Below are 21386 nucleotides of genomic sequence, written 5' to 3' on the forward strand. Positions count from 1 at the left end.
GGCCCTCAGAACGCATGCCAGGGAGCGTCTGTCGTGGCGGCTGGGAGGTGGTTCTCCCGGCGGGGGGTTTTTGGGGTAAATCCACCAAGGCGACGCGGGGCGAGGGTAGTTCCACTCAGCACCAGTCGCGACCCAGAAGGGTCCGTGAACGGCGACGGCAGAGCGAGAGCCCTCGTCGACGAGGTCAGCGTGCCCAACGATGTCTCCTCGATCAATCCTTCGGCCCTTCACGAGAGACCTTCTGAACGATCGCCACGATGATGGCGGTCGACCACCCCAACATCAGAACGCCGACGCTTGCTTCCACCGGGCCGAGCATGCGCCACTTCGTGGGGAGCACCACATCGCCGTAGCCAACGGTCGTGTAGCTGGTGGACGAGTAATAAGCGGCCGTCTCGAAATCGGGGAGCATGCCCCACGACCAGTAGAGCGTCGCCCAGACACCCATCTCCAGCAGGTGCGTCACCAGCAGCCCGCCGACGAGCGAGACCATCAGAACCTCGGTTCGAATCCATCGATGCCGAGACCGGGCTTTCCAAAACCGCTGGCAGAACGTCAATGACACGTACATCCCCACGCTGTGAATCAGCACGGTGATCGTGGTGAGCAACAGGGCGATCACGAAGAGGAGCATAGCGGTTCAAGCCTCATCGAGATCAACCGCTTCGCCCCGCGAGCGCCGCACGGGCTCGCAGAGGCGGCTGTAAAGCTTACGTTAGCTAAGCTATATTAAAACTCGACTTGGTACTTCTGCGTCATGTGCCGCCGCATGCCGGACATGCCGTCTTGCATTTGACGGACGACGCCCCGCACCGTCGTCGAGCTCTGCGCTTGCTCGTTCGCGCGAATCGCACGTCGTTGCGACTCGACCTCTCGCATATCGTCCCGGACCGCATAGTTGCTGCCAACAAAGACGGGGTAGTAGTCGTACACCGGTTCGACCGAGGCGCCGCGGGCCTCGCTGCGGATCCCGCTCCCTTTGATCGCGTCCACACAGTCACGAAGCTGGCCGACTACTTGCGAGCCAAACTCGACGAGTTCGGGATCGACGTTCAGGATGGGCATGCGATCGATTCGTTTGGCGTACTTATCGAACCAACGTCCGATTGTGTAGTAGGACGACGCGCCGTGCTCGCGACTCAGGTCCTTGAGGTGTTCCTCGATCCCTCGAAAGTAGGCGAGCGTTGCGTCTGCGGTTGCCGCGTAGCGATCCTCGGAGGGATTCACTCCGCCCCCGTTGTCGTCGGCCGCTTGATCGAGGACCGTGCCGTCGAGCTCAAAGAGGCTAAAAATCCTCCGCAGCCCGCTGCCTGTCAGCTCGCCCGAGAGGCGGATCGAGTGCTCGTCGGTTTGCGGCTTCCAGTCGTTGAACTCGTCGATGGCGAGACCCGCCTCGGCGAGCACCTCTAGCATCAGGGGCTTGGCGACGGGCTCGAGGGGAGAGACCGATTGTTCAAAGTCCACTTTCAACGATCCGGACACGTGATCGGTAACCCGTGCGCCGAGAGTCAGTCCACGGACGCTCGCCAGGACGGCGGCCGCTTGATCGAGATCGACGCCTTCGTCAGCGAGGACTTTCGAGCCGTTGAGCGCGTCGCGCGCCGCGGCTTGACCCACCGCGCCCGTCAAGTCGAGCGCCATAATCAGTTCCGTACCGACCCGGTCGGGGTACTGAGCGGCCTTAGCTAGGTAGGGGGACAATGCGGGTTTGTCACGATCGATGACGGCGCTCAACCAACGCCCCGTCGATTGGCGGTCGCTCGGTCGAACAATCGCGAACTCACTTGGGCCCAGCTTGATAATGTGACCGTCGCGCGGCGTTGAAACGACCTCCCGACCCGCGATCTCGTCGAGCGATCCCCCAACTAGGCGTTGGACCATCGGGATGCTGAGGTCGGTGTTTATCCGTGTGACCGCGGTTTCGCGACTTGGCGTGAGAGTCGCCAGGTCAATTGAGGCCGCCAAGACATACTGCCTAGCGTCAGGCGGCATTCGGAGCGGCGCGGCCGCGAATCGGGATTGGTACTCTTGTCGCCAGCCGCCGGCGACGCCGGCCTCGCTAGCGAAGATTTTCTCAGCGTTTACCATCACGACGAGATTTACGTCGCTGGGAACCTTTGCCATCAAGCTCTCAAAACCCTCACCGAAAGCGGGGGGAATCCAGCAGCAGACCAACAGCATCCCAGCGAAACAGGCCGTCGTTTTAGGAAGCGACATCGTAAACAACCTTGGGAATGCGGACGTTCTTAATGAAGAGAGGCTACCGTCTCGGCCCAACGTGAATCGGCTTACTAACAGGTTGGCCCCAGCGAACGGAGGATCGCGGGACCTGCTGCGATAAGCAATTTACCACTTGGCGTTAGGGTTGAAGGTCAACGCTTGCCGTCAACCATCCCCGGGCCATGAAGAGCCGGCGTGGATTGTAGCTGAACCGCCACGTCAGATCGACAAACAACCCCGGACATCGTCCTGCCTGTGTAGAGAGATAAGGAACACCTCCTGGACGGAAGGCGAGGACGGCGCCCTTTCACCGTAGCGGCCGCTCGCCCAAACGGTAACGAGTCGCTTTACGGCGCCTTCGGTGAGCGTCTCAGAAGCCGCTCCTCTGGCAGACTGCCGAGATCGCCCCGGAACGCAAACGTCTCAACTCCCTCGACCCCCTCCCCTGCTCCTGCAGTTACGAGGCAGCGCCGCCGAAAAGAGACTTAGAGGTGTCAGAAGGATGCGAACAAAGGGTAAACATCGGACAATCTGACAACCTCACGGCTACGCTGTTCAAGCTTACGGGTCATCTCAAGCAATCTGGGACCAAGTCAGCTAAACACGGGGCGGCAACAAGTACAGAGTCATCGCGAAGATCAGATAAACCATCAGCACCAGCACCCCCACGAACCACGCCGACCTTCCGGAGTTCGTGACCAGCGTCGCGGTCAGCGTCGCGATGAGGATCATCACCACCGCCCCCGGCCAGAACTGCAAGTCCATCGGCGCCGGCCCGACCACGTAACTGAGCAGCATCAGGACGGGCGCGACAAACAACGCGATTTGCGACGCGCTCCCCAGGGCGATGCCCACGCTCATGTCGAGCCGATCCTTGCGTGCGGCCGCGAACGCCGTCGCCATCTCGGCCGCGGCGCCGACCAGCGACACGACGATGAACCCCACGAAGGCCGGAGTCATCCCGAACGTCTCCGCCGCCTGCTGCACCGACTCGACAAAGACCTCGCTCACCAGCGCCACCAGCACCGTAACGCCGGCGAGGGTAGCCAAGGCCAACCCCAACGGCCACGGCGCCTCGTGGCCCGACTCGGCATGCTCCACGCTCGCAAACAACTCGCGGTGCGTCTTCAGCGAGAACAGCATGCCCAGCGCGTAAGCCGTGATCAACAGAACGCCCAGGCCGACGCTCAGCTGTTGATTGAACGCCGCCGCGGAATCGGCGCCCGAGACCGCCGAAGGGACCAGCAGCGCGATCGTCGCCAGGAAGAGCATGCCCGCCTGGACACGGGCGCTCGTCCTGTTGTACTCCTGCACGTGGTGCTTCAGGCCGCCGAGCAGGAACGACGCGCCGAGCATGAACAGCGTATTGGTGACGATCGCGCCGGCGACCGACGCCTTCACCAGCATGATCTGCCCCGCGCGTAACGCCGTGATCGCGATCACCAGCTCGGTGAGGTTGCCGAGCGTTGCGTTGAGGAGGCCGCCAACCGAATCGCCCGTTTTGGCGGCGACCGATTCGGTGGCGTGGCTCAGCAGGGCCGCCAGCGGCACGATGGCCAGCACCGACAACACAAAGAGCAGTGTGTGCGCTTCGGGCCAGACCTGCGCCGCGGCAAAGACCAACGGCACAAACACCAGCAGCCACAACAGAGGGTTATGCCGAATTTCGTGCAACAGGCGTCTCATCCGATCCCCCTTCCGTTGCGTGGCCTCGACTCCTAACCCACGAAGCGATTGGCGGATCGAGTGTGAGTAAGGCGTTGAAGAGATTCGTTACAGTCCAGAGCCGCATCTGGCACTGACCGATCTTCAGAAGCTAACATCTTCAACGCCTGTCACCTATTCAATTCACAGCTTCAAGACTTCTTCGTCAAACAACTCTGCATCAAGCGACAGCAGCTCGGCAGGTGGTTCGAGAACAATTCGCCGAGGCCTTCCATGTCGTTGCGCAAGTCGCGGTGCAACTCACAGGGCGACGCCACATCAGGTCAACAGCTGCGCGCCGGCCGCTTCCATCCGTCGGCAAGCTGCGACGGCTCTTCACTAACCGTGTGGTGAAGCACAACGGTGCTCGAATCGATGTGGCCTTCTTGTTGGTCATGATAGTCGGTCTCTTCTTGGACTACGGCCGAGTCGCCAAGGATGCCACTACGCCAAGCTAAGACCCGCCCATCACGGCCGTCGTGTCCTTCGTACCCTTTGTGGTTCAATTCCCTAAAGCCGAAGGCTCGACGGCTTCCGGCGCCGTCACAACGCGGTTGATCGCCGCTTGATGGTGCGCTGGATCGACGATCAGCACGTTCTCGCCGAGGTCAAGCTGGGTCGGATCGTCGACAATCTTGCGGCCGCGGTCGTCCATCTTTACGTCGGCGTCGGCTGTGTGCTTTTGCGCGACCGTGACAAGTTGCTCGTACAGCTCTTTCTCCTCGGCGGCGTTGATTGTGCTCACGGCGCCGGCGACCTCTTTGAGGTAACGCATGAAGACTTCGCGGCGGTCGGTCTGCTGCCTTGTCTTCTGCCGGCGGCGGAGGAACATGCCGAGCTTGCGTCCGACCGATTGCAGGCCTAAGCGAATCTCTTTCTGAATCTCCGGGTACGCGGCGATCGCTTCCTTGCTCTCGCTGGTGAACGGCACCCACACGCTGGCGATGTGGACCATCAGACGCACGGGGCCCTTCGGCAACGAGCCGCGGCTTTGGCTGAGGCCGTAGCCGCGCCAGTTGGTTTGCAGCACCGTCTGCGTCACGGCGCACGCCGCCTGCTGGAACTGTAGCGGCACGCGGTTGGCGAACCGCAGCACGTCCATCTGCTGGCCTTCGGCGACGTTAACGTTCTTCATCGCCTCGAACAGCTTCTCGCGCTCCTTCGGTTTCAGCTTGTTCGGCGTCTGCCGTGTCTTCAGGCCCGACTCTTTAACGATCCGGTCGGCGGCCTCGGCGCCGAGGCCGTTGAACGTGTTGATCAGGAACTGCCGCACCGTCCGCGTATCGGTCTCTTCAAGCAATTCGATCAGCAGGTCCATCGTCACGTTCTGCGTCGGCGCGGCGCCGCCGTAGGCGAGGCCGACTTCCACCACGAACGGGTTGCCGCGGTACACCGCCGGCGGCCGTGTCGCGGCGGCGTAGAACTCGGCCGGCACCACGTGGTGCAAGCCACGCAGGATCAGGTCCTCGCCGATCGGACAGATGCAGTCGGTCGCCGGCGGTGAGATCTTCGTCGCTTGGATCGCCTCGTAGAGCTTCTCGATCGCCGGGCGGTCGAGCTTCTTCACGCTGGTGCGCGTGCTCACCTTCGCCGTCTCGCAGATCTTCTTGGCGATGGCCGGGGTCACGCGGCTGAACTTCGTCTTGAAGAAGTCGCTCGCCGTGGACGACTCGGCCTCCTCGACCATCGTCGCGAGCCGGCCGATCTCGACGCCGTACGGGTGCGGCTTGATCTCCTTCGCTTCGGGCGGCAAGACCTCGGCGGAGCGCAGGTAGTCGTACTGGTAGCTCTCCGGGTCGATGTAGTGGAGCGTGATGTGCGGGTTGGCGATTGCCGTCTGCTCGAGGTACTCGTCAACGCTGCCGCGGCCGCGGACGTACTTCGCCTCAAGCTCGATCGTTACCCGCGTGCCATGGTCCTGCGGCACCCATTCGATGCCGTGCTTCTCGATGTAAGCGATCCCCTTGTCGCCGGTGGGGATGTCTTCGCCTTCGCCTTTACCGTTGAGGATGCGGGGCTCGTTCTTCTTGGTGTCGATCTGGATTTCGTAGTAATGGGCCGGTTTGCCTTTGGAGATCTTCGAGACGATCTTTACCGGCTTACCGGTGGTCTGCACGCCGTACATGCCGGCGGCGGAGATGCCGATGCCCTGCTGCCCGCGGCTTTGTCTTAATCGGTGGAACTTCGAGCCGTAGAGCAGCTTGCCGAAGATCAGCGGGATCTGCTTTTTGAGGATGCCGGGGCCGTTGTCCTGGACGCCGACCTTGTACTTGCCGGCCGACGTGGGCTCGATGTGGACCCAGATCTCCGGCAGGATGCCCGCCTCTTCGCAGGCGTCGAGCGAGTTATCGACGGCCTCCTTGACCGTGGTCAGCAAGGCCTTCCGCGGGTTGTCGAAACCCAGCAGGTGGCGGTTCTTCGAGAAGAACTCGCTGACGGAGATCTCTTTCTGGGACGCCGCCATCTTGGCGGCGTCACTGCGGCGGGAGGTCTTGGGGTTGGCCATCGGGGGTAGCTAGCGGATCGTGTCGGGGCGGTCGGCTCGAGGGGAAGCCTAAGATTCTGCCCGAAACGGGGCTGAGGCGAAGGGGGGCCGAGAATCGCCTTACCGGCGAACCGCGAAGGACCCTAGTATTGTCGTCGCCCTACAGGCTCTGACGCGACACCTTGGATTAGTCGGATGGAAACCACAATCGACTATAACGGCGAGGGCGCTTGGTCTGCCGCTGAGATCGTCCGTCGCTACCATGTCTACGCGAAGCGGTTTGGGATAGCCAAGCCACTCGTCATCCAACCTGCTCAGCACAGCGAGGGTGATCGGCGATGGGTCTACCCTGTAATGCACGAAGTGATAATCGGCATCGAGACTGGCGACTTAGCCTGCGCTCAGCTGGGGATTGAGTTCATCGAACAAGACCAGGGATTTCCATTCGGCTCTTTAATCAAATCTTCGACAGCGAGGTCGTTGCGACGCTTCCCCAATCTGACTCGGGAACAGATCGATCGGATCAGGAGTCGTATCGTCTTCATGCTCCGCCGCGGCGCCGTGCCCCGTGAATATCGCGAATACGCCCGCCTCCTTCGAGCCGTCGGCGTCGGCCCCCACTGGAGCGACATTGAGAAGGCTGTGCCTGCGAACCGGTACGCCGCTAGAGCAAAGGCGTACTTCTTGCAGCACTGCCGAATCATCGAACCGTGAGATGCGAGCCGGGAAGCGTTAGCTCCCGGAGTAACGCCGGTACCTGCTTCCCTCCGAGGACTAACGTCACCCGGCTCGCCTACGCTCTGCTAGCTCCACTTCTCTTCCGGTTAGGCAAACCTTGCCGCCCCCACCTTCCACAAAGTCCGGTCGTACCGGCTTTGCGGGCTTCGCCGAAAACTCTCCCCGCTCCGTCCACGCCACGCCGATCGTTGGGGCTAGACGATTATGAAAGGCAGTCGGGCGGAGCTTGGCTGCTACGCGTCACAAAGGGGGGCCTCCAGGGCCCAGTCACGGAGCAAGGAGGCTTCCGATGTCGCGCTACTTCACCATCGCCGCCCTGGCGATCTGCACGCTGGGCCTCGTCGCTCAATCGGCCAACGCCAACAACGGGTGGAACGGCCGCCGCGTCGTGAGCCAACAGCGGCCTAACGACCTGTTCTACAACTCCTACGTCGGCCCGCAGCCCAGCGGCACGGCCGCGCAGATGTACGTCGCCCCGCAGCCCGTGCCGCCGGCGATGGGTCACACCTACGTGACGTACCAGCCGTTCATGCCGCACGAGTACATGTACCAGCACCACCGCTCGTACTGGACCCACAACCCCGGCAACGGGTGGACCCGCACCAAGGTCCGCTACCACGCCGGCGGCAACAAGCTGCAAGCCGCCGCCTTCGGCCTCTGGGACGACACGCTGTGGGGCCGGATGCGGGGCGCGAACTTCTTCGACCACCTGGATGCGATCCCGTCCTACGCCTACTGATGGCTGGGCAGTTAGGTCGCTCGGAACACCCCTCCGACGACTTGCGTCGCAGGCCCGCGTCTCAGCAATCGCTGTCCGTTTATTTCCCCCGCTAGAAGCGAGACTCGCCATGCGTTCTCGGATCGTTGTCGCCGCCCTGGCGGTTGTTGGAATCGCGGCAGGCATCGCCGAAGCTGGCGGCCCCGTGATGTGGCCCCTGTACCGCGCCACCAACTACAACTGGCACGCCAACTACGCGCACCAGCAGTACGGCCAGCCCGTGGCGCTCGTCGTCCCGCCAACCGCGAACTTGCAAACGCAGTATCGCTGGGGCGTCGGTAGCAGCCGCGTCGGACGCCTCGATCACCAGTTCGGCCGCAACTGGCCGGGCCCCGGCCCTCACGGCGGCCCGTTCCAGCCCCAGCCGATCTGGCCGCAAGACACGACGCAGTTCGGCGTCTACCACGTCCGCGCTCCCTGGTGATCGCGACGAGTCCGATGCATCGAATCGGACGCTAATCGAATACGAAGGTCCCCCCCTTTGTGGAGAGGGCCGCCCGTTCCCAGGAACGGGCGGCCCTTTCTCTTTTGGCGGCGGCTAAATTTTCCGTTGCGATGCCCGACACCAGCGCGTTCGGCTCAGGTTTTCACCTCTTCGTGGCTTCGCACTCAGCCCCCGGCTCGTCAGCTAGACTACAATGGCCGAACCCTTGCAGCCGACCTGGAATCTCCACTTGCAGGCAAGACCCAATGCGGTTTGGACATCGCCGTTACATTCTCCTGACAGGTTTGATTCTCTTTTTGTTTAGAGATGTCGCCGATTCTGCAATCATCGCCACCGGTCAAGTTCTGCCAAGCAATCCCATGGCTTGGACTTCGTCGCAGAACGCTTATGTGGGCAATACGGCCGACGGAAGTCTGACAATCGATGACGGAAGCACGATTCGCTCGAATGATGTCTATCTCGGCTTCCGCCCTCACGTAACCGGCATGGCGATGGTCTCCGGGCATGGTTCGGCCTGGAATAGCAGGGGCTCTTTTTTTGTTGGCTACCTTGGATCAGGGGATCTCAGCATCCAAGATGGCGCCGTTGTCAACAGCTCAAGTTCTTCTGTCGGAGGAAGCGTCTCTTCAAACTCCGTGGCGATCGTCAGTGGCGTTGGTTCGACGTGGTACAACCAGGTTCGACTTAATGTCGGATCCAGCAGCAAGGGAACCCTGACCGTATCGGCTGGTGGCGTCGTCGAGATCGGGAGCAACGGCCTCAGGGGAATCCTCTCCATGGGAACCCAGTACGGTATTGGCGGCGTCAACTTGGAGGAGGGCGGGACGCTGCGACTCCGCGGTGGGGACATTGAGCTGACGAGCACAGGCAAAGCGACCTTCAACTTCAGTGGCGGCCGCCTTGAAGGTGTCGGTTCCTTCTACACATACAACAGCGGCAGATTGATCCAGAATGGCGGTGCGCTCGCCCCAGGCAATTCTGCTGGCGTTACAAGAATCCTCGGCGACTACGACCTAAGAGCAGGCTCGCTGGAAATTGAACTCTTTGGCGACGGTGGGGTCGCAGGGACCGACTACGACCAACTTGTTGTCACCGAAGATGTATCGCTCGGCGATGGCGCTACGCTCGAAGTCTTGCTTAACTATCCGGCGGAAGTCGGCGATTCCTTTCTCATCGTCAACCAGCGCGGATCAAAGCCCGTTGGCGGTCTCTTCGCCAGCCATACCGATTTGACAACAGCGTTTGGCGATTACCGATACGGGTTTTCTGTAAACTACGCGGCGGGCGACGGCAATGACATCGGCCTCACGGTAGCGTCCATCAGGCCGATCCCCGAACCGAATGCCCTCGCATTACTTCTGTCAGCGGGCCTCGCGGTACGTTGCCGTGACCACAAGCTGTAGCGAGTGCAGCCCTGCTGCGGCGGAAGTGTCAAACATCGACTCGCCCTAGCGCTATGCCCGTTCGATCACCGCGGCGATCGCCTGCCCCGTCAGCGCATAATTGAGCGCCAGCATCGCCTCGCCGTCCGCGGGGCGGTGCTCGGCCGAGGCGTTCACCGGGCACGCCGGGTCGGGCGTCTCGTAGTTGAGCGTCGCGGGGACGACGCCTTGGCGCCAGCCGACCAGCGCGAGCGCCAACTCCAGCGATCCGCCCGCGGCGCCCGAAGACCCCAGATAACTTGTCGGCGCCGTTACCGGGGCGTCGCCGATCGTCTCCGCCAGGGCGGCGGCTTCCATCGCGTCGGTTTCGATGCGGGCCGAGCCATGGGCTTTGACCATCGCCAAGTCGCTCGGCGCGACGCTGGCTTTCTCGAGCGCGTCTTGTACGGCGCCAACGATCGCCTTACCTGTCGGTTGGCGTGAGTCGATCGATGGCTCGCAACGCGTCGAGACCGCTGCGACGCTGCCCCACGCCTTGCCGCCGCGTTGGGCGAAGCCGCGACGCTCGGCGTGATCGCGGCTTTCGAGGAGGAAGAACGCTGCGCCCTCCGCGGCGACGTACCCACCTCGGTCTTTATCAAACGGCCGGCAGGCTTCGGCGGGGTCGCCCGCGTGACGGCTCAGCCCGGCGCCGCCGTGGAAGACGAGGTCCGTGAGGTCGAGCTTCGTGCTGGCGCCGCCGGCGATCATCACGTCGGCCGCGCCGCGTTCGATCGCTGCGGCCGCCTCGCCGATCGCCAACAGGCTCGACACGTCGCCCAGCGAGATCGTGTTGGTCGGCCCGAACGCCTGTTTGCGGATGCCGACGTGACACGCCGCCATGTTCGGCAGGTACTTGAGCATCCACAGCGGAAAGAGCTGCCGCATCCCTTGCGAGCCCCACAGCCGTAGATCGACCTCGCCCTTCTCGTTGAGGCTCTCGGCCAGCGGCGCGGCGAGCTCGTCCAGGCCGCAGTAGAGCAGCCCCGCGGCGCCGACGACGCCGACCCGTTCGGGATCGACCTCGATCGAGTCGAGCCCTGCGTCGGTCCAGGCGAGCTCGCCCGCCGCGAACGCCAGCTGGATCTCCCGGGCCATCACCTTGAGGCTTTTGCGGGGCTGGACGTAGCGTTTGCCGTCAAAGTCGGCGACCTGCCCCCCGAACGGGGCAATCCAGCCCACCTGGGCCAGCTCGTCGATGGAGCGGATGCCCGATCGCTTCGAGTTAAGCGAATCGCCGACCGCGTCCACACCGATCCCGATCGGTGAGACGACGCCAACGCCGGTAATCAACACATCGGACACGGAAGTCGGGCAGTCGCGGGGCAGAGGGCGGGGATCGAGGCCCCATTAAACGGGAAGGGCCTTCCGAGTGTAATTGACGGGCGGCTGCCGTGCGGGGGGGTCCAGGCTCGAAACGCAGCCCTGCCGAGGGGGGCGACAGCTTGCCTACTTGAACACAACCCCGGTTTTGCCGTACCAAGCAAGGATCGGCCTCGGTTGCATGGTTTCTGGATACTGGTGGTGAGGGAGTTCGCGGCGTGTCAGCAGAAATCGACCCTTCGGCCGCAGAGCCGGCTTTTTCGATGCGACAGGCGCGGGACCTGCTGCGTGACGAGGACCTACGGCCCAAGCTCTGGCTCTACTGGACCGACCTCTTGCTGAGCTGGGCCGGCTTGCTGGTCGGCATCCATTGCATGGTGGACGTTCACCTGCCATGGCCCGCACGGTTCGCGGGGTACGTAGCGGCGGTGATCCTCGGGTATCGGTGCGCTCTGTTCACCCACGAGATCGCCCACCAGCCCGAGAAGGAGTTCCGCACGTTCCGCTTCGTCTGGAACCTGTTGATCGGCATCCCCTTCTTGATGCCCTCGTTCACCTACGCGATCCATCTCGAGCATCACCGCCGCCGCAGCTACGGCACCAGCCACGACGGCGAGTACCTGCCCTTCGGCACGCGGCCTGTCTGGCATCTGCTGGCGTACCTGGGGCAGAGCTTCTTCATTCCCCTGCTGGCGATCTTCCGCTTCGGCGTGCTGACGCCGCTGACATGGCTCGGGCGGCCCGTCCGCGACTGGGTCCACCAGCACGCCTCGTCGATGATCATCGACCCCGCTTACGTCCGGCCGCTCCCTTCCGACCGCCAACTCAGCGCGATCCGTCTCCAAGAGGCGGCGACGTTCGGCTTTCTCGTCATCAGCACGGTGCTGAACGTTTGCAGCTGGATGGACATCGGCGGCGTCCGCGCGCTCGTCGAACCCTGGCTGCTGCTCAACGTTTACATCGTCGCCGTCTCGGTGATCTTCATCAACGCGGTGCGCACGCTCGGCGCCCACCGCTACTACTACGACCGCCGCGCCGAAGACGACCGACCGATGTCCTTCACCGAGCAACTGCTCGACTCGGTCAACTACCCACGACGTCCCTTCACGACAACGCTCTGGGCGCCGGTGGGCCTCCAGTTCCACGCCCTGCATCACCTCTTCCCGTCGCTGCCGTACCACTCGCTACGCGCAGCGCACCAACGCCTGATGGCGGGCTTGCCGGCCGACTCCCCGTACCGCCAAACCAACAGCCCCGGGCTGCTGCACGCGCTGGCGGACCTGTGGCGAAGGGCGAGCGAGTCGCAAACACCAAAGGGGAAAGTGGAAAGGGGAAAGCGGAAGAGCTCGGAACTCGAAGCGGCCTAAGCTTTCAAGCTTTTCCCTTTTCGGCATTCCCCTTTCCCCTTTCCGTCACAGCTCCTTCTCAAACACCCGCCACGTCTTGTAGCGCAACGCCCCCCCCTTCTCCACCGTCTTGCGCGACAGGTCGTTGCTCTCCAAGATCCAGCTGAACTCGCAGTCGGTCACGCCGTGCGCGAGCGCCGGTTCGAGCATGCTCACCGTCAGGCAGACGCCGACGCCCCAGCTCTGGTACTCGGGCAACACGTTGGTGCTCACCAGGCGGATCCGCTTCAGCCCCTTCCGATTCGCCAGCAGCTTGACCCAACCGAACGGGAACAGCCGGCCGTCAATCTCCTTGATGCGTGGGTTGTAATCGAGCAAACCAAAGACGCACCCCACCGGCCTGCCGTCGACTTCGGCGATCCGCGCCAGTTCCGGCACCAGCAGTTGCCGCAGGTCCTTGGCGAAGTGAACGACCTCGTCGCGGGTCATCGGGCAGTGGCCCCAGGTCTCGACCATCGCCTGGTTGTAGATCGTGAGAAACGTCTCCACCTCGCGGCCAAAGTTCTTGGGGTCCATCGGCCGTACTTTGACGCCGAAGCGTTCGCGGACCATCTGATCGACCGTGATCAACTTCTTGTCCTTTGACACCGCGTCGAGCATCGAGACGTCGCCACGGTAGGCGTACATGTCGTGGGCCTTGCCGTAGCCCGCCGCTTCGATGAGCCGCTGGTAGTACGGCGGGTTGTGCGTCAGCAAGAAGTACGGCGGCGTGTCGAAGCCCTCGATCAGCACGCCGAACTCGTAGTTGATCGCCGGATTGAACGGCCCCCGAGCGCTGGCCCTGCCGCGCTCGCGTAGCCAGTCCTCGGCTGCCTTGAGCAGCCCGGCGGCCGCCTCGGGGTCGTCCCGGCACTCGAAGAAGCCGAAGAACCCCGTGTTCTCTTCGTGGAACTCGTTGTGGGTCGGGTTGTCGATCGCCAGGATGCGGCCCACGGGCTCAGGCCCGCGCATGGCGAGATAGGCCTGCCCCCGGATATTGTCCCAGATCGGGTGACGCCCGAACCCCGCCAGCTTCTTCTGCGTGTCCCGCAGCGGCGGAACCCAGCACGGGTCGCCGACATTCACCTTCCAAGGCATTTCGAGCCAGTCGCGACGCTGGTAGCGGTTGGTGACGGGCTCGACGCGGAGCGGACGGGGCATTGCGAAAAGGGGAATGCGGAAAGTGGAAAGGGGAAGGACCCGATGGCCATCGTGTCTCTAATGGCGAGAAGCGATAAACTCTCACGCCGTTTGGTTCAACGCAACCGATGGTCCCGACCCTGCGTCCTTCCCCTTTCCACTTTCCGCATTCCCCTTTCCCATGCGTTCTGTCCTCGTCACCGGCGCCACCGGCTTCATCGGCGCCCGTCTCGCCCAGCGGCTTGTCGAGCGGGGCAACCGCGTGGCTTGCCTCGTCCGGCCAACCAGCGACACGTCGCGTCTCGAACGGCTGGGCGTTGAATGCCGGGTCGGCTCACTCGGCGACGAGGAGAGCCTCTCCGCGGCCCTGGAGGGCGTTGACGCCGTCTATCACCTCGCCGGCCTCGTCCACGCCACACGGCTCGAAGACTTCCTGGAGGTCAACGCCGACGGCGCCGAGCGGCTCTGCCGGGCCGCTGCCGTCCAATCGACGCCGCCGACGGTGCTGTCGGTCAGCTCGCTGGCGGCAACGGGGCCCTCGCTCCCCGGCCAACCGCACAACGAAGCCACGCCGCCGTCCCCCGTCTCCTTCTACGGCCAGAGCAAACTCGCCGGCGAACACGCCTGCCGCCGGCTCGCCGATCGCGTTCCGCTGTCGATCCTCCGCCCGCCGGTGGTCTTCGGCCCCGGCGACCGCGACGGCCTCTTGCTCTTTAAGACGCTACGAAAGTTCCCGATCCACTTCGTGCCGCAGATGAAGGGCCTGCCCCTGTCGCTGATCTACGTCGACGACCTCGTCGCAGCGATGATCGCCGTCGCCGAGCACGGCGAGCGCGTCGCCACCCCTACCGATCCCGATAACCCCGCCGAGCCCAACGACCCCCGCGGCCTCTACTTCGCCGCCGACCCCACCGAGTCGTCCTACGCCGACATGGGCCGCCTGGCCGCCGCGGCCCTCGGCAAAAAGATCGTGGTGATCCGCCGCCGTAAGTACCCGTTCTTACCGGTCGCGATCGCCGGCGATGTCATTGGCCGCATCAAAGGCAAAGCCCCTCTCTTCGGCATGGACAAGCTGAGAGAAGCCTCGGCGAGCGGCTGGGTCTGTGACCCGACGAAGATCATGACAACGCTAGGCTGGAAGCCGGCGGCTTCGTTGGGTGAGCGTTACGAGCAAACCCATGCTTGGTATCGCGAAGCCGGGTGGCTGTAACGTGAATGACGAAATCCGAATGACGAATGACGAACCTGTCGGAAGCAGCACGGCCCTCCGGCAGGTTCGTCATTCGTCATTCGTGCTTCGTCATTTCTCCGACAATGTCGACTGATCTCACAAATCGAAGTTCACCGTCTTCGTCAGGTACCGATAGAACCGCTGCCACAGCGTCCGTGGCTCGATCGTGATCTTCGCCTCGCCCACGAGGCCAACTCGCAAGAGGTCGTGTTGCTGCTTGTACTCTTCGGGGAGACTCGCGTAGTCGCCCAGCGGGACGGTCGCCTCGAACATCGGCGTTAGCGGTTTCGCTTGGCCCGACTTGTCCATCTCGGTGGCCACCGCGCCGCCGGTGAGGCTCGATAGCCGCGGCGGGGTCTCCGGCAATTCCTCGCGCGAGATCGACGTAATCTCGCTCGGATAGATCAGGTCCGTCGTCTGGTTGAGCATCAGCCGCACCGGCTGGCCCTCGGCCACGAGCTCGATGTCGTCCTGACCGATCAAGATGCGGGCCTCGAGCGACCGCGGGTCGCCGATCCGGCAGAAGCGCTCGGTCGCCTCGAGCGTCGCGCCGAGATTCTTCTCCGCCAGTGGCGATCCCTCCCAGCTCCCCAGGTCCTTCGGGTCCTGGGTGCGGTTCGACTTGTAGTCGGGCTCCATGACGACGCCCGCGATCGGCGCCCGCAGCGTCAACCGCTCGGCGTCCTCGAGCTGCTTCTTGAGTTGCCGTTCGGCGCTGGCGAGGCTCTCGCGCGCCAGCCCCAGCCGGCCCGACGCGGTCGCGTCGTTGAACGCGATGTTCTCGAGCGAACGGATTTCCGCCTTGTAGCCATCGACCTCGCCTTGGAGGCGGGCGATGCCGATCTCCAGGTCGATGCTCTTGAGCCGCGCGAGCTCCTGGCCCGCCTCGACACGCTGGCCCGGTTTGACGAAGACCTCTTCGAGCATCGCGGGGACGCCGGCGTAAACGCTCGCCGCCCCGCGCGGGTGGATCACCGCCGGGCAGTAGACATACGCGGGCAGCGGCACGGTGAACACCGCCGCGATGGCGGCCGCGATAATCGCCAGGGTCACCAACAGCGGGACGCGTTTCACTTTGTTCAGCCTCCCCGGCACCTTGAAGTACTTGTAGAGCTTCACGAACGGCTGCCCGACCAACCCCCACACCGCCATCAGCGCGATCGCCTGGCCGAGCGGCTTGAGCCCGTAAGGCTCGAAGACCTGATTGAGGAAGTAGAGGATCGACAACACCACCACCCAACGATACAGCGCCGCGGCGACGGTGTAGGTCGCGAACAACCACTGGTTCTTCTTCGGCAGGAAAGGGTCTTCTTGCTGCTCCATCCCTAGGCAGTACTTGGCCATCGTCCGGTTGAGGATGGTGCTCGCCTTCTGGCGGAGGTTGGGGACCTCCATCAGGTCGCTGAGGATGTAGTAGCCGTCGTAACGGAGCAGCGGGTTAGCGTTGAACAGGATCGTGCTCACCGAGCTCACGAACATGATGTTCAGACACACGTAGTGCAGCAGCCCGGGCTCGGTGAACCACCAGATGAACGTGCAGATCGAGGCCAGCACGACCTCCACGTACATCCCCGCCGCGCCGATCGCCGCGCGATGCCACTTGTTGGGCAGCATCCACGAGTCACTGACGTTGCAGTACAGGCACGGCGTCAGCACCAGCAGCATGACGCCCATCTCGTGGCACTCGCCGCCGAAGTGCTTGCAAGACAGCCCGTGGCCGAACTCGTGGAGGATCTTCGTGCTGCCGAGCACGATCGCCAGCAGCAGCCAGTTCTCGGCCGCGAAGAACGTGTTGAAGTCCGGCAGCTTCGACTGGAACAAATCGAACTGCACCAAGATCAACGACAAGGCCGACAGGCACAGCACGATGCACAGCACCAGCGCCGTCCTGCTGAAGAACCACCGCACGGGCGGGAAGCTGTAGAGCAGATTGAGGATCCAGTCGGGATCAATCCCCTTGAAGCGGACCGAGAGGATGTTGGTGAACTTCTGTTGAACCTCTTTCCAGCGGCGCTCGTCACGTCGCTTCTTGAGCTGATCCCCCTGCCCCGGCGAGTCGGTGATCACCAGCCCGCTGCGGTGCAGCGTGCCGACGAATTGTTGCAACTCCTCGGTCTGGATCGACTGCGGCGGGAACCGGCGCTCGAACTCCTCGGCGATCTCGTCGAGGCTCGACTCGCCGTCGAGCATCGAGAGGATCGCAAACTCCTCTTCCTCGAACCGGAAGTACTGCAGCGCTACCGGGTCCTTCACGACCCAGTAGACGCGCCCCTGATAACGCTGCTTCTTCGCCTCGAGGTCAGGCCGCACCCGGATCGGCAGCCGCCGGCTGCTGGAAGAAACCAGGCTGTCGGCGAGAGTGGCCATGTGAAAGGGGAAAAACGAAAGTGGAAAGGGGATACAAGGAACGAGAGCAGGTTTGCGGGCAAGACTTTCCGCATCCCCCTTTCAACTTTCCCCTTTAGCGTTAGCGGGCGGCCCGCGCCCTCGTCGCCCGTCCGCCCACCGCCGGCCCCTCCCCCTTCGTCCCCAGATGAATCTCCATCGTGGCGGGGAGGTTCGGGCTGATCGCCCAGCGGCCCCCTTCGAGGCGGTTGGCGATTTCGGCGCGGACGCGGTAGCGGGACCGTTCGCCGTCGTACTCGGCTAGCGGATCGACGTAGACGATGTAGCCGGTGGCCTCCTCCGTACGGCCAGGCGCCACGGGGACACTCACCGTCACGCGGCAGTTCTCGATGTCGCGCTGGTCGAATTCGTCGAAGTAAACGAAGCCGTCTACCTGTAACAGGTCGAGCCGAGCGACCTCGGCGATCGTGTCGCCGGGCTGCACCCACTCCCCCTCTTCGCGATGGAGCTTGAGCACCTCGCCCCCGAACGGCGCACGAACGCGGCGCTTCTCGATCGCGATCTCCGCCAGCTGCATCTCGGCGCGCTTGACGTTCACTTCCATCATCGCGAGCTGCTGATCCTTGAGCGCCTTCTCGCCGCCCAGCTGGGCGCGCTTCCACTCGAGCTCCTCCTTGCGGACCTCGGCCTCGGGCACGGTGCCGGGGAGCCCCTTGTTGGCCTCGTAGATCTCTTCGAGGTCCGCCCGCTCGACCTTCTCTTGAGCCTCGGCGTAACGCTTCTCGATCTCGTCGTTCGCCCGCGCCAGCGTGTGCTGGTACTCCGCCTGGGCGCGCTTGTACGCCTGCTCGGCCTCGCGGGTGTCGATCTCGGCGATGATGTCCTCGCCCTGAAACCTCGACCCAATTTTAACGCCGACGTGCGTCAGGATACCCGCCTCCGTAGCGGCAAGGTCACGCTTGGTCACGAGGCCAATAAAGCCATCGATCGCGTGCGTCCGATCGCCAGCCGCGGCGCGGGCGCCCCCACCCCCGACCTGCGGGTCGGGCGGCAGCGGGTACTGCGCAGTCACCTGCGTAGCGAACGCGACGAGCACCGCCAACGCAGCGGGCGTTGTGACGAGCAGCAGGCGGCGGGTGGCGAGGGATCGCGTCTTCATGGCGGAAACGCTTCCATTATAAGGGTTTTTCAGCGGGGCGCCTGTTTTTTTGGCCACTATTCCGCACAAAAGGATCACAGCCGGAACAGGACCTTCATCCGGATGAAGTCCACCAAGTCATGCAGGTACGCGTAAGCGATGCTCGCACGGCCGCAGTGGACGCGGGCCTTCACCTCGGCGCCCACCTTGGGGTCGAGGATCGCCTCGCGGAACTCGCTCTGATCGAATTCGACCGTCAGCAGCACGGTATTCCCTTCGTCGCCACGGACCTCCGCCGAGGCGGCGATGTTCTTCTCCGTCAACTTGCCGGTGAACGTCTTGTCGGTCGTCGTTGCTAGCAAGAAATCGACGTCCACCGACTTGTCCGGCGAGTCGTTGATCGCCTTGGTGATGTGGCCGAGCCGCTTGTCGGGCATCTCGACCTCGACGATCCAGTTTCCCTTCGGGTCGGCGATTTCCATCAAGACTTGGCCGCGGTTGACCGGACGGTTCTCCAATCGCTCCTCGACCCGCGACGTGATCACTTGGCCGGTCATCGGGCTGAGGACTGATAGCAGCTGCTGCTTCTTCTCGAGCAGCGCCAGCTCGGCCTTCGAGGCGATCAGCTGTTCATAGAGCGTCGCCCGGCGGGCCTGCTTCTGCGACCGCTCTTCGGGCGTCAAGTTCTCGCTCCGCTGGCTGGTGAGCTGGCGGTCGATCTCAAGGTATTCACGGTTGGCGGCGTTTAGCTCACCGCGCGTCCGCTCCAAGTCTTTGCCGAGGTCGATGTTCTTCAGCTCGACCAGGACTTCGCCTTTCTCGACCAGTGAGTCGTCGGTCACGTGGAGCTCATCGACGGTCCCTTCGATCTCGGTGAAGACGTTCGCCACGTCTTGCGGCCGCAGCTTGCCGTCCCCCTCGATCAAGAAGTCCTTCTGCACCAGCAGGGCCGCGGCGATGGCGCCGACGATCAGGCCGGTCACCAGCACCGTTTTGGGCAACGTGTGGCGGCGGAACATCCACGTCGATTTGCCCAGCGCCTTCCAGACGGGCATCAGGAAGAGCCCCTCGTGCTCCAGGGCGTTGCCCAGCGCCGTCTCGCTGTGTGTCCGCACCACGTCGACGCGCTGCGTGAAGCCGTCGGCGATGCGGTTGTCGACCATCTGCTCGACGATGAGCGCGCCGATGACCTCGCCCTCACGGCGGCCGCCCTTGCGGAGGTCTTCTTCGGTCGCCTCGGGATCGACGCCCCGGCGGTCCACCAGCGGCAGGATCGCCATCGCCTTGGTCTGCGACTCATCGACGTAAGCGTCGATCGCCTTCTCGACCTGCGGCGCGAGCTTCGAGGTGTCGCCCGTGTACCAAACGTCCTCGCGCGTCTTCGCCGCAGCGCGGGCGACTTTGGTGAGCAGCGTCGAGACGTTCGACCGGGTGTCGAAGACGTCCTGCCCACTGATCGCTTGGATCTTGAGCCGCCCGCCGTGGCCGACGGCGACCGTCACTCGGTCGGCGCCAATCAGCCGGCGGCCCTCGTTGGCGATCGTGAACGCGCTCTGCTTCACGTCGAGCCGGTCGTGCGCCAGCCGTGTGAACGACTCGAGCTGGTCCCACAGACCCTGCTTGTCGGCGAGATGCGCGAGACGCCGGCCCCGGAGGTAATCGCCGGCGAGCTGGCAGACCTGGAGCAGGAAGTTCAGGTACCCCTGCTGCACCGCGGGCCGGGCGCCGGGGCGCTGGAAGACCTCGACGATGCCCTGCGCGCCCTGGTCGTTGTGGACCGGAGCGAGCACGAGCAGGAAGTCGGTGGCGTTGGCGGGGAGGTGCTCGGCGCTGGCCGAATCGATCACCTCGCCCTCGGCGCTAAAACCCGACCGCGGCGGCGCCACCAAGCCCTCTTTGAAACCGGGCCCCACCGGGGCCGACAGCACTCGGTGCAGCAGCCGGCCGTGCTGCTCTTGGGCGATCGGGTTCTCCGCCAATCCGGTCTGGCGGAGGTTGATCTGGTACCCGAGCTGCATCTGGCCGGTTTCGGAGACCGTCCAGATCGCCCCGCCGGGCGCTTGGAGGGCCGAGACGACCTTGTTCAGAAATTCTTCGTAATAGACATCCGGCGAGACGTCCTGGCGGGACAGCTCGGAGATTTGGCGGACGATCGACTCGATCTCGGCCTTAGCGCGGCGGATCGCGTCGTCGTCGGGTGCGGCGGATGATGGCGAGACCTGGGACACAGTCCGTCAAGGTTACAGCAATCCTCTGGATTCCGCCCGGTCGATGTGCCAGGAACCGGCGCCCCTCTAGCTTGCTACGTCGTCACAACCCCACCGGGCCGGGCCCGGGGCCGGTTATGCCGATTTCGCCCGCGGTTTATGCGGCCTGAGCTAGTGCAAGCGGCCTAGAATTGTGTAGACTCTTACGGTCTGGCCGGCCCCCCGAGCGCTTGTAACGCGCCCAAGCAGGGCCGCCGTCATAGAGTTCTCCCGCACATTACCCCTACACCTTACTCGTGTCGGGCCGTCTCCCTAGACGGCCCCCCTTTCCCGGTTACCGGACCGCATGGCGAAGCAGAAAGAAAAAGAAGAAGCCCTCGAAGTCGAAGGCGTGGTGACCCAGGCCCTGGCGAACACGCGTTTCAACGTCGAGATCGAAGGCGGCCACATCGTCAACGCCTACATCGGCGGCCGGATGCGTAAGCACTACATCCGGATCGTCCCGGGTGACCGGGTGCGCGTCGAGCTTTCTCCCTACGACCTGACCAAGGGCCGCATTACCTACCGCGAACGCTAAAAGGGCTATCGCGAACGGTAAAAGGGCGGCGAATGCTGGCCATTGGCGGTATCGGACCGCCGCAATGACTTATTCTTTCGGAACCGCGACCTCTCGGGAGCGTCAGACGGGCCAAGCCGATCTTCGGCGGCGCCCGCTGGACCTCCCTCCGCAGGCCGCGGTTCTGTCGTTTCAACTCCGGTCGATTCCTACGCGACGTCGTTCACGACCTTGCCAGCCCGGCAAGAAACCCGCAAGCTGTGCGAATC

17 protein-coding genes are annotated in these 21386 nt (G+C 63.7%); 7 read left to right on the top strand and 10 right to left on the bottom strand.

The window, feature by feature from the left end; genetic code table 11:
* Positions 1 to 211: 211 nt before the first annotated feature.
* The 5 genes from Spa11_RS18730 to Spa11_RS18755 all read right to left on the bottom strand — a co-directional run bounded on the left by Spa11_RS18730 (position 212) and on the right by Spa11_RS18755 (position 6430).
* On the bottom strand, positions 212 to 634 hold the full coding sequence (locus tag Spa11_RS18730; RefSeq protein ID WP_145115170.1) for a potassium channel family protein: 423 nt from the start codon (positions 632 to 634) through the stop codon (positions 212 to 214).
* Between the two features lie 95 nt (positions 635 to 729).
* Positions 730 to 2217: a hypothetical protein gene (locus Spa11_RS18735; RefSeq protein WP_145115173.1), complete on the bottom strand. Its 1488-nt coding sequence runs from the start codon at positions 2215 to 2217 to the stop codon at positions 730 to 732.
* 600 nt (positions 2218 to 2817) lie between these two features.
* The gene (cax, locus tag Spa11_RS18740) at positions 2818 to 3906 is read right to left on the bottom strand and encodes a calcium/proton exchanger (protein WP_145115176.1); all 1089 of its coding nucleotides are present in this window, start codon (positions 3904 to 3906) and stop codon (positions 2818 to 2820) included.
* Positions 3907 to 4208: 302 nt separating this feature from the next.
* The gene (locus Spa11_RS18750) at positions 4209 to 4430 is read right to left on the bottom strand and encodes a hypothetical protein (protein ID WP_145115179.1); all 222 of its coding nucleotides are present in this window, start codon (positions 4428 to 4430) and stop codon (positions 4209 to 4211) included.
* Complete coding sequence (locus Spa11_RS18755) at positions 4427 to 6430, bottom strand: DNA topoisomerase VI subunit B (RefSeq protein ID WP_145115182.1); 2004 nt, start codon at positions 6428 to 6430, stop codon at positions 4427 to 4429. The genes Spa11_RS18750 and Spa11_RS18755 overlap by 4 nt, the downstream gene beginning before the upstream one ends.
* A gap of 174 nt (positions 6431 to 6604) precedes the next feature.
* Between Spa11_RS18755 and Spa11_RS18760 the strand changes: the two genes are divergently transcribed.
* The 4 genes from Spa11_RS18760 to Spa11_RS18775 all read left to right on the top strand — a co-directional run bounded on the left by Spa11_RS18760 (position 6605) and on the right by Spa11_RS18775 (position 9773).
* Positions 6605 to 7123 carry a hypothetical protein gene (locus Spa11_RS18760; RefSeq protein ID WP_197529513.1) on the top strand — a complete coding sequence of 173 codons (519 nt, stop codon included), beginning with the start codon at positions 6605 to 6607 and terminating at the stop codon, positions 7121 to 7123.
* Positions 7124 to 7436: 313 nt separating this feature from the next.
* Positions 7437 to 7886, top strand: coding sequence for a hypothetical protein (locus Spa11_RS18765; protein ID WP_145115185.1), 450 nt, complete (start codon positions 7437 to 7439; stop codon positions 7884 to 7886).
* Between the two features lie 109 nt (positions 7887 to 7995).
* A complete protein-coding gene (locus Spa11_RS18770; protein WP_145115188.1) occupies positions 7996 to 8349 on the top strand; it encodes a hypothetical protein in 354 nt (117 codons plus the stop codon).
* A gap of 266 nt (positions 8350 to 8615) precedes the next feature.
* Complete coding sequence (locus Spa11_RS18775; protein WP_197529514.1) at positions 8616 to 9773, top strand: hypothetical protein; 1158 nt, start codon at positions 8616 to 8618, stop codon at positions 9771 to 9773.
* A 51-nt stretch (positions 9774 to 9824) separates the two neighbouring features.
* On the opposite strand, the gene Spa11_RS18780 is transcribed toward Spa11_RS18775, so the two are convergent.
* Entirely contained in the window at positions 9825 to 11096 is a 1272-nt protein-coding gene (locus tag Spa11_RS18780; protein ID WP_145115194.1) for a beta-ketoacyl-[acyl-carrier-protein] synthase family protein, read from the bottom strand.
* Between the two features lie 236 nt (positions 11097 to 11332).
* Between Spa11_RS18780 and Spa11_RS18785 the strand changes: the two genes are divergently transcribed.
* Positions 11333 to 12481 (top strand): fatty acid desaturase family protein, encoded by a 1149-nt coding sequence (locus Spa11_RS18785; protein ID WP_145115197.1) that lies wholly within the window; start codon positions 11333 to 11335, stop codon positions 12479 to 12481.
* Positions 12482 to 12526: 45 nt separating this feature from the next.
* Here Spa11_RS18785 and Spa11_RS18790 read toward each other — a convergent pair whose 3' ends face one another.
* A complete protein-coding gene (locus Spa11_RS18790; protein WP_145115200.1) occupies positions 12527 to 13660 on the bottom strand; it encodes an N-acetyltransferase in 1134 nt (377 codons plus the stop codon).
* A 160-nt stretch (positions 13661 to 13820) separates the two neighbouring features.
* Between Spa11_RS18790 and Spa11_RS18795 the strand changes: the two genes are divergently transcribed.
* Complete coding sequence (locus Spa11_RS18795) at positions 13821 to 14849, top strand: NAD-dependent epimerase/dehydratase family protein (protein WP_145115203.1); 1029 nt, start codon at positions 13821 to 13823, stop codon at positions 14847 to 14849.
* Positions 14850 to 14966: 117 nt separating this feature from the next.
* Here Spa11_RS18795 and Spa11_RS18800 read toward each other — a convergent pair whose 3' ends face one another.
* From Spa11_RS18800 to Spa11_RS18810, 3 genes are all read right to left on the bottom strand, one after another.
* Positions 14967 to 17237: a biotin/lipoyl-binding protein gene (locus Spa11_RS18800; RefSeq protein WP_145115205.1), complete on the bottom strand. Its 2271-nt coding sequence runs from the start codon at positions 17235 to 17237 to the stop codon at positions 14967 to 14969.
* A 100-nt stretch (positions 17238 to 17337) separates the two neighbouring features.
* Complete coding sequence (locus Spa11_RS18805) at positions 17338 to 18375, bottom strand: efflux RND transporter periplasmic adaptor subunit (protein ID WP_145115208.1); 1038 nt, start codon at positions 18373 to 18375, stop codon at positions 17338 to 17340.
* Between the two features lie 74 nt (positions 18376 to 18449).
* The gene (locus Spa11_RS18810) at positions 18450 to 20582 is read right to left on the bottom strand and encodes an efflux RND transporter periplasmic adaptor subunit (protein WP_145115211.1); all 2133 of its coding nucleotides are present in this window, start codon (positions 20580 to 20582) and stop codon (positions 18450 to 18452) included.
* Positions 20583 to 20907: 325 nt separating this feature from the next.
* On the opposite strand from Spa11_RS18810, the gene infA reads away from it, so the two are divergent.
* On the top strand, positions 20908 to 21138 hold the full coding sequence (gene infA, locus Spa11_RS18815) for a translation initiation factor IF-1 (protein ID WP_145115214.1): 231 nt from the start codon (positions 20908 to 20910) through the stop codon (positions 21136 to 21138).
* The last annotated feature ends 248 nt before the right edge of the window (positions 21139 to 21386 follow it).

Source organism: Botrimarina mediterranea (assembly GCF_007753265.1).
GTDB classification, from domain to species: domain Bacteria; phylum Planctomycetota; class Planctomycetia; order Pirellulales; family Lacipirellulaceae; genus Botrimarina; species Botrimarina mediterranea.

Bases quoted from the DNA above. Each gene is read 5' to 3' on its own strand.
- Spa11_RS18795 (WP_145115203.1), top strand. From the start codon at position 13,821: ATGCGTTCTGTCCTCGTCACCGGCGCCACCGGCTTCATCGGCGCCCGT.
- Spa11_RS18805 (WP_145115208.1), bottom strand. From the start codon at position 18,375: ATGAAGACGCGATCCCTCGCCACCCGCCGCCTGCTGCTCGTCACAACG.
- Spa11_RS18790 (WP_145115200.1), bottom strand. From the start codon at position 13,660: ATGCCCCGTCCGCTCCGCGTCGAGCCCGTCACCAACCGCTACCAGCGT.
- Spa11_RS18730 (WP_145115170.1), bottom strand. From the start codon at position 634: ATGCTCCTCTTCGTGATCGCCCTGTTGCTCACCACGATCACCGTGCTG.
- Spa11_RS18800 (WP_145115205.1), bottom strand. From the start codon at position 17,237: ATGGCCACTCTCGCCGACAGCCTGGTTTCTTCCAGCAGCCGGCGGCTG.
- Spa11_RS18775 (WP_197529514.1), top strand. From the start codon at position 8,616: ATGCGGTTTGGACATCGCCGTTACATTCTCCTGACAGGTTTGATTCTC.
- Spa11_RS18765 (WP_145115185.1), top strand. From the start codon at position 7,437: ATGTCGCGCTACTTCACCATCGCCGCCCTGGCGATCTGCACGCTGGGC.
- infA (WP_145115214.1), top strand. From the start codon at position 20,908: ATGGCGAAGCAGAAAGAAAAAGAAGAAGCCCTCGAAGTCGAAGGCGTG.
- Spa11_RS18755 (WP_145115182.1), bottom strand. From the start codon at position 6,430: ATGGCCAACCCCAAGACCTCCCGCCGCAGTGACGCCGCCAAGATGGCG.
- cax (WP_145115176.1), bottom strand. From the start codon at position 3,906: ATGAGACGCCTGTTGCACGAAATTCGGCATAACCCTCTGTTGTGGCTG.
- Spa11_RS18735 (WP_145115173.1), bottom strand. From the start codon at position 2,217: ATGTCGCTTCCTAAAACGACGGCCTGTTTCGCTGGGATGCTGTTGGTC.
- Spa11_RS18770 (WP_145115188.1), top strand. From the start codon at position 7,996: ATGCGTTCTCGGATCGTTGTCGCCGCCCTGGCGGTTGTTGGAATCGCG.
- Spa11_RS18760 (WP_197529513.1), top strand. From the start codon at position 6,605: ATGGAAACCACAATCGACTATAACGGCGAGGGCGCTTGGTCTGCCGCT.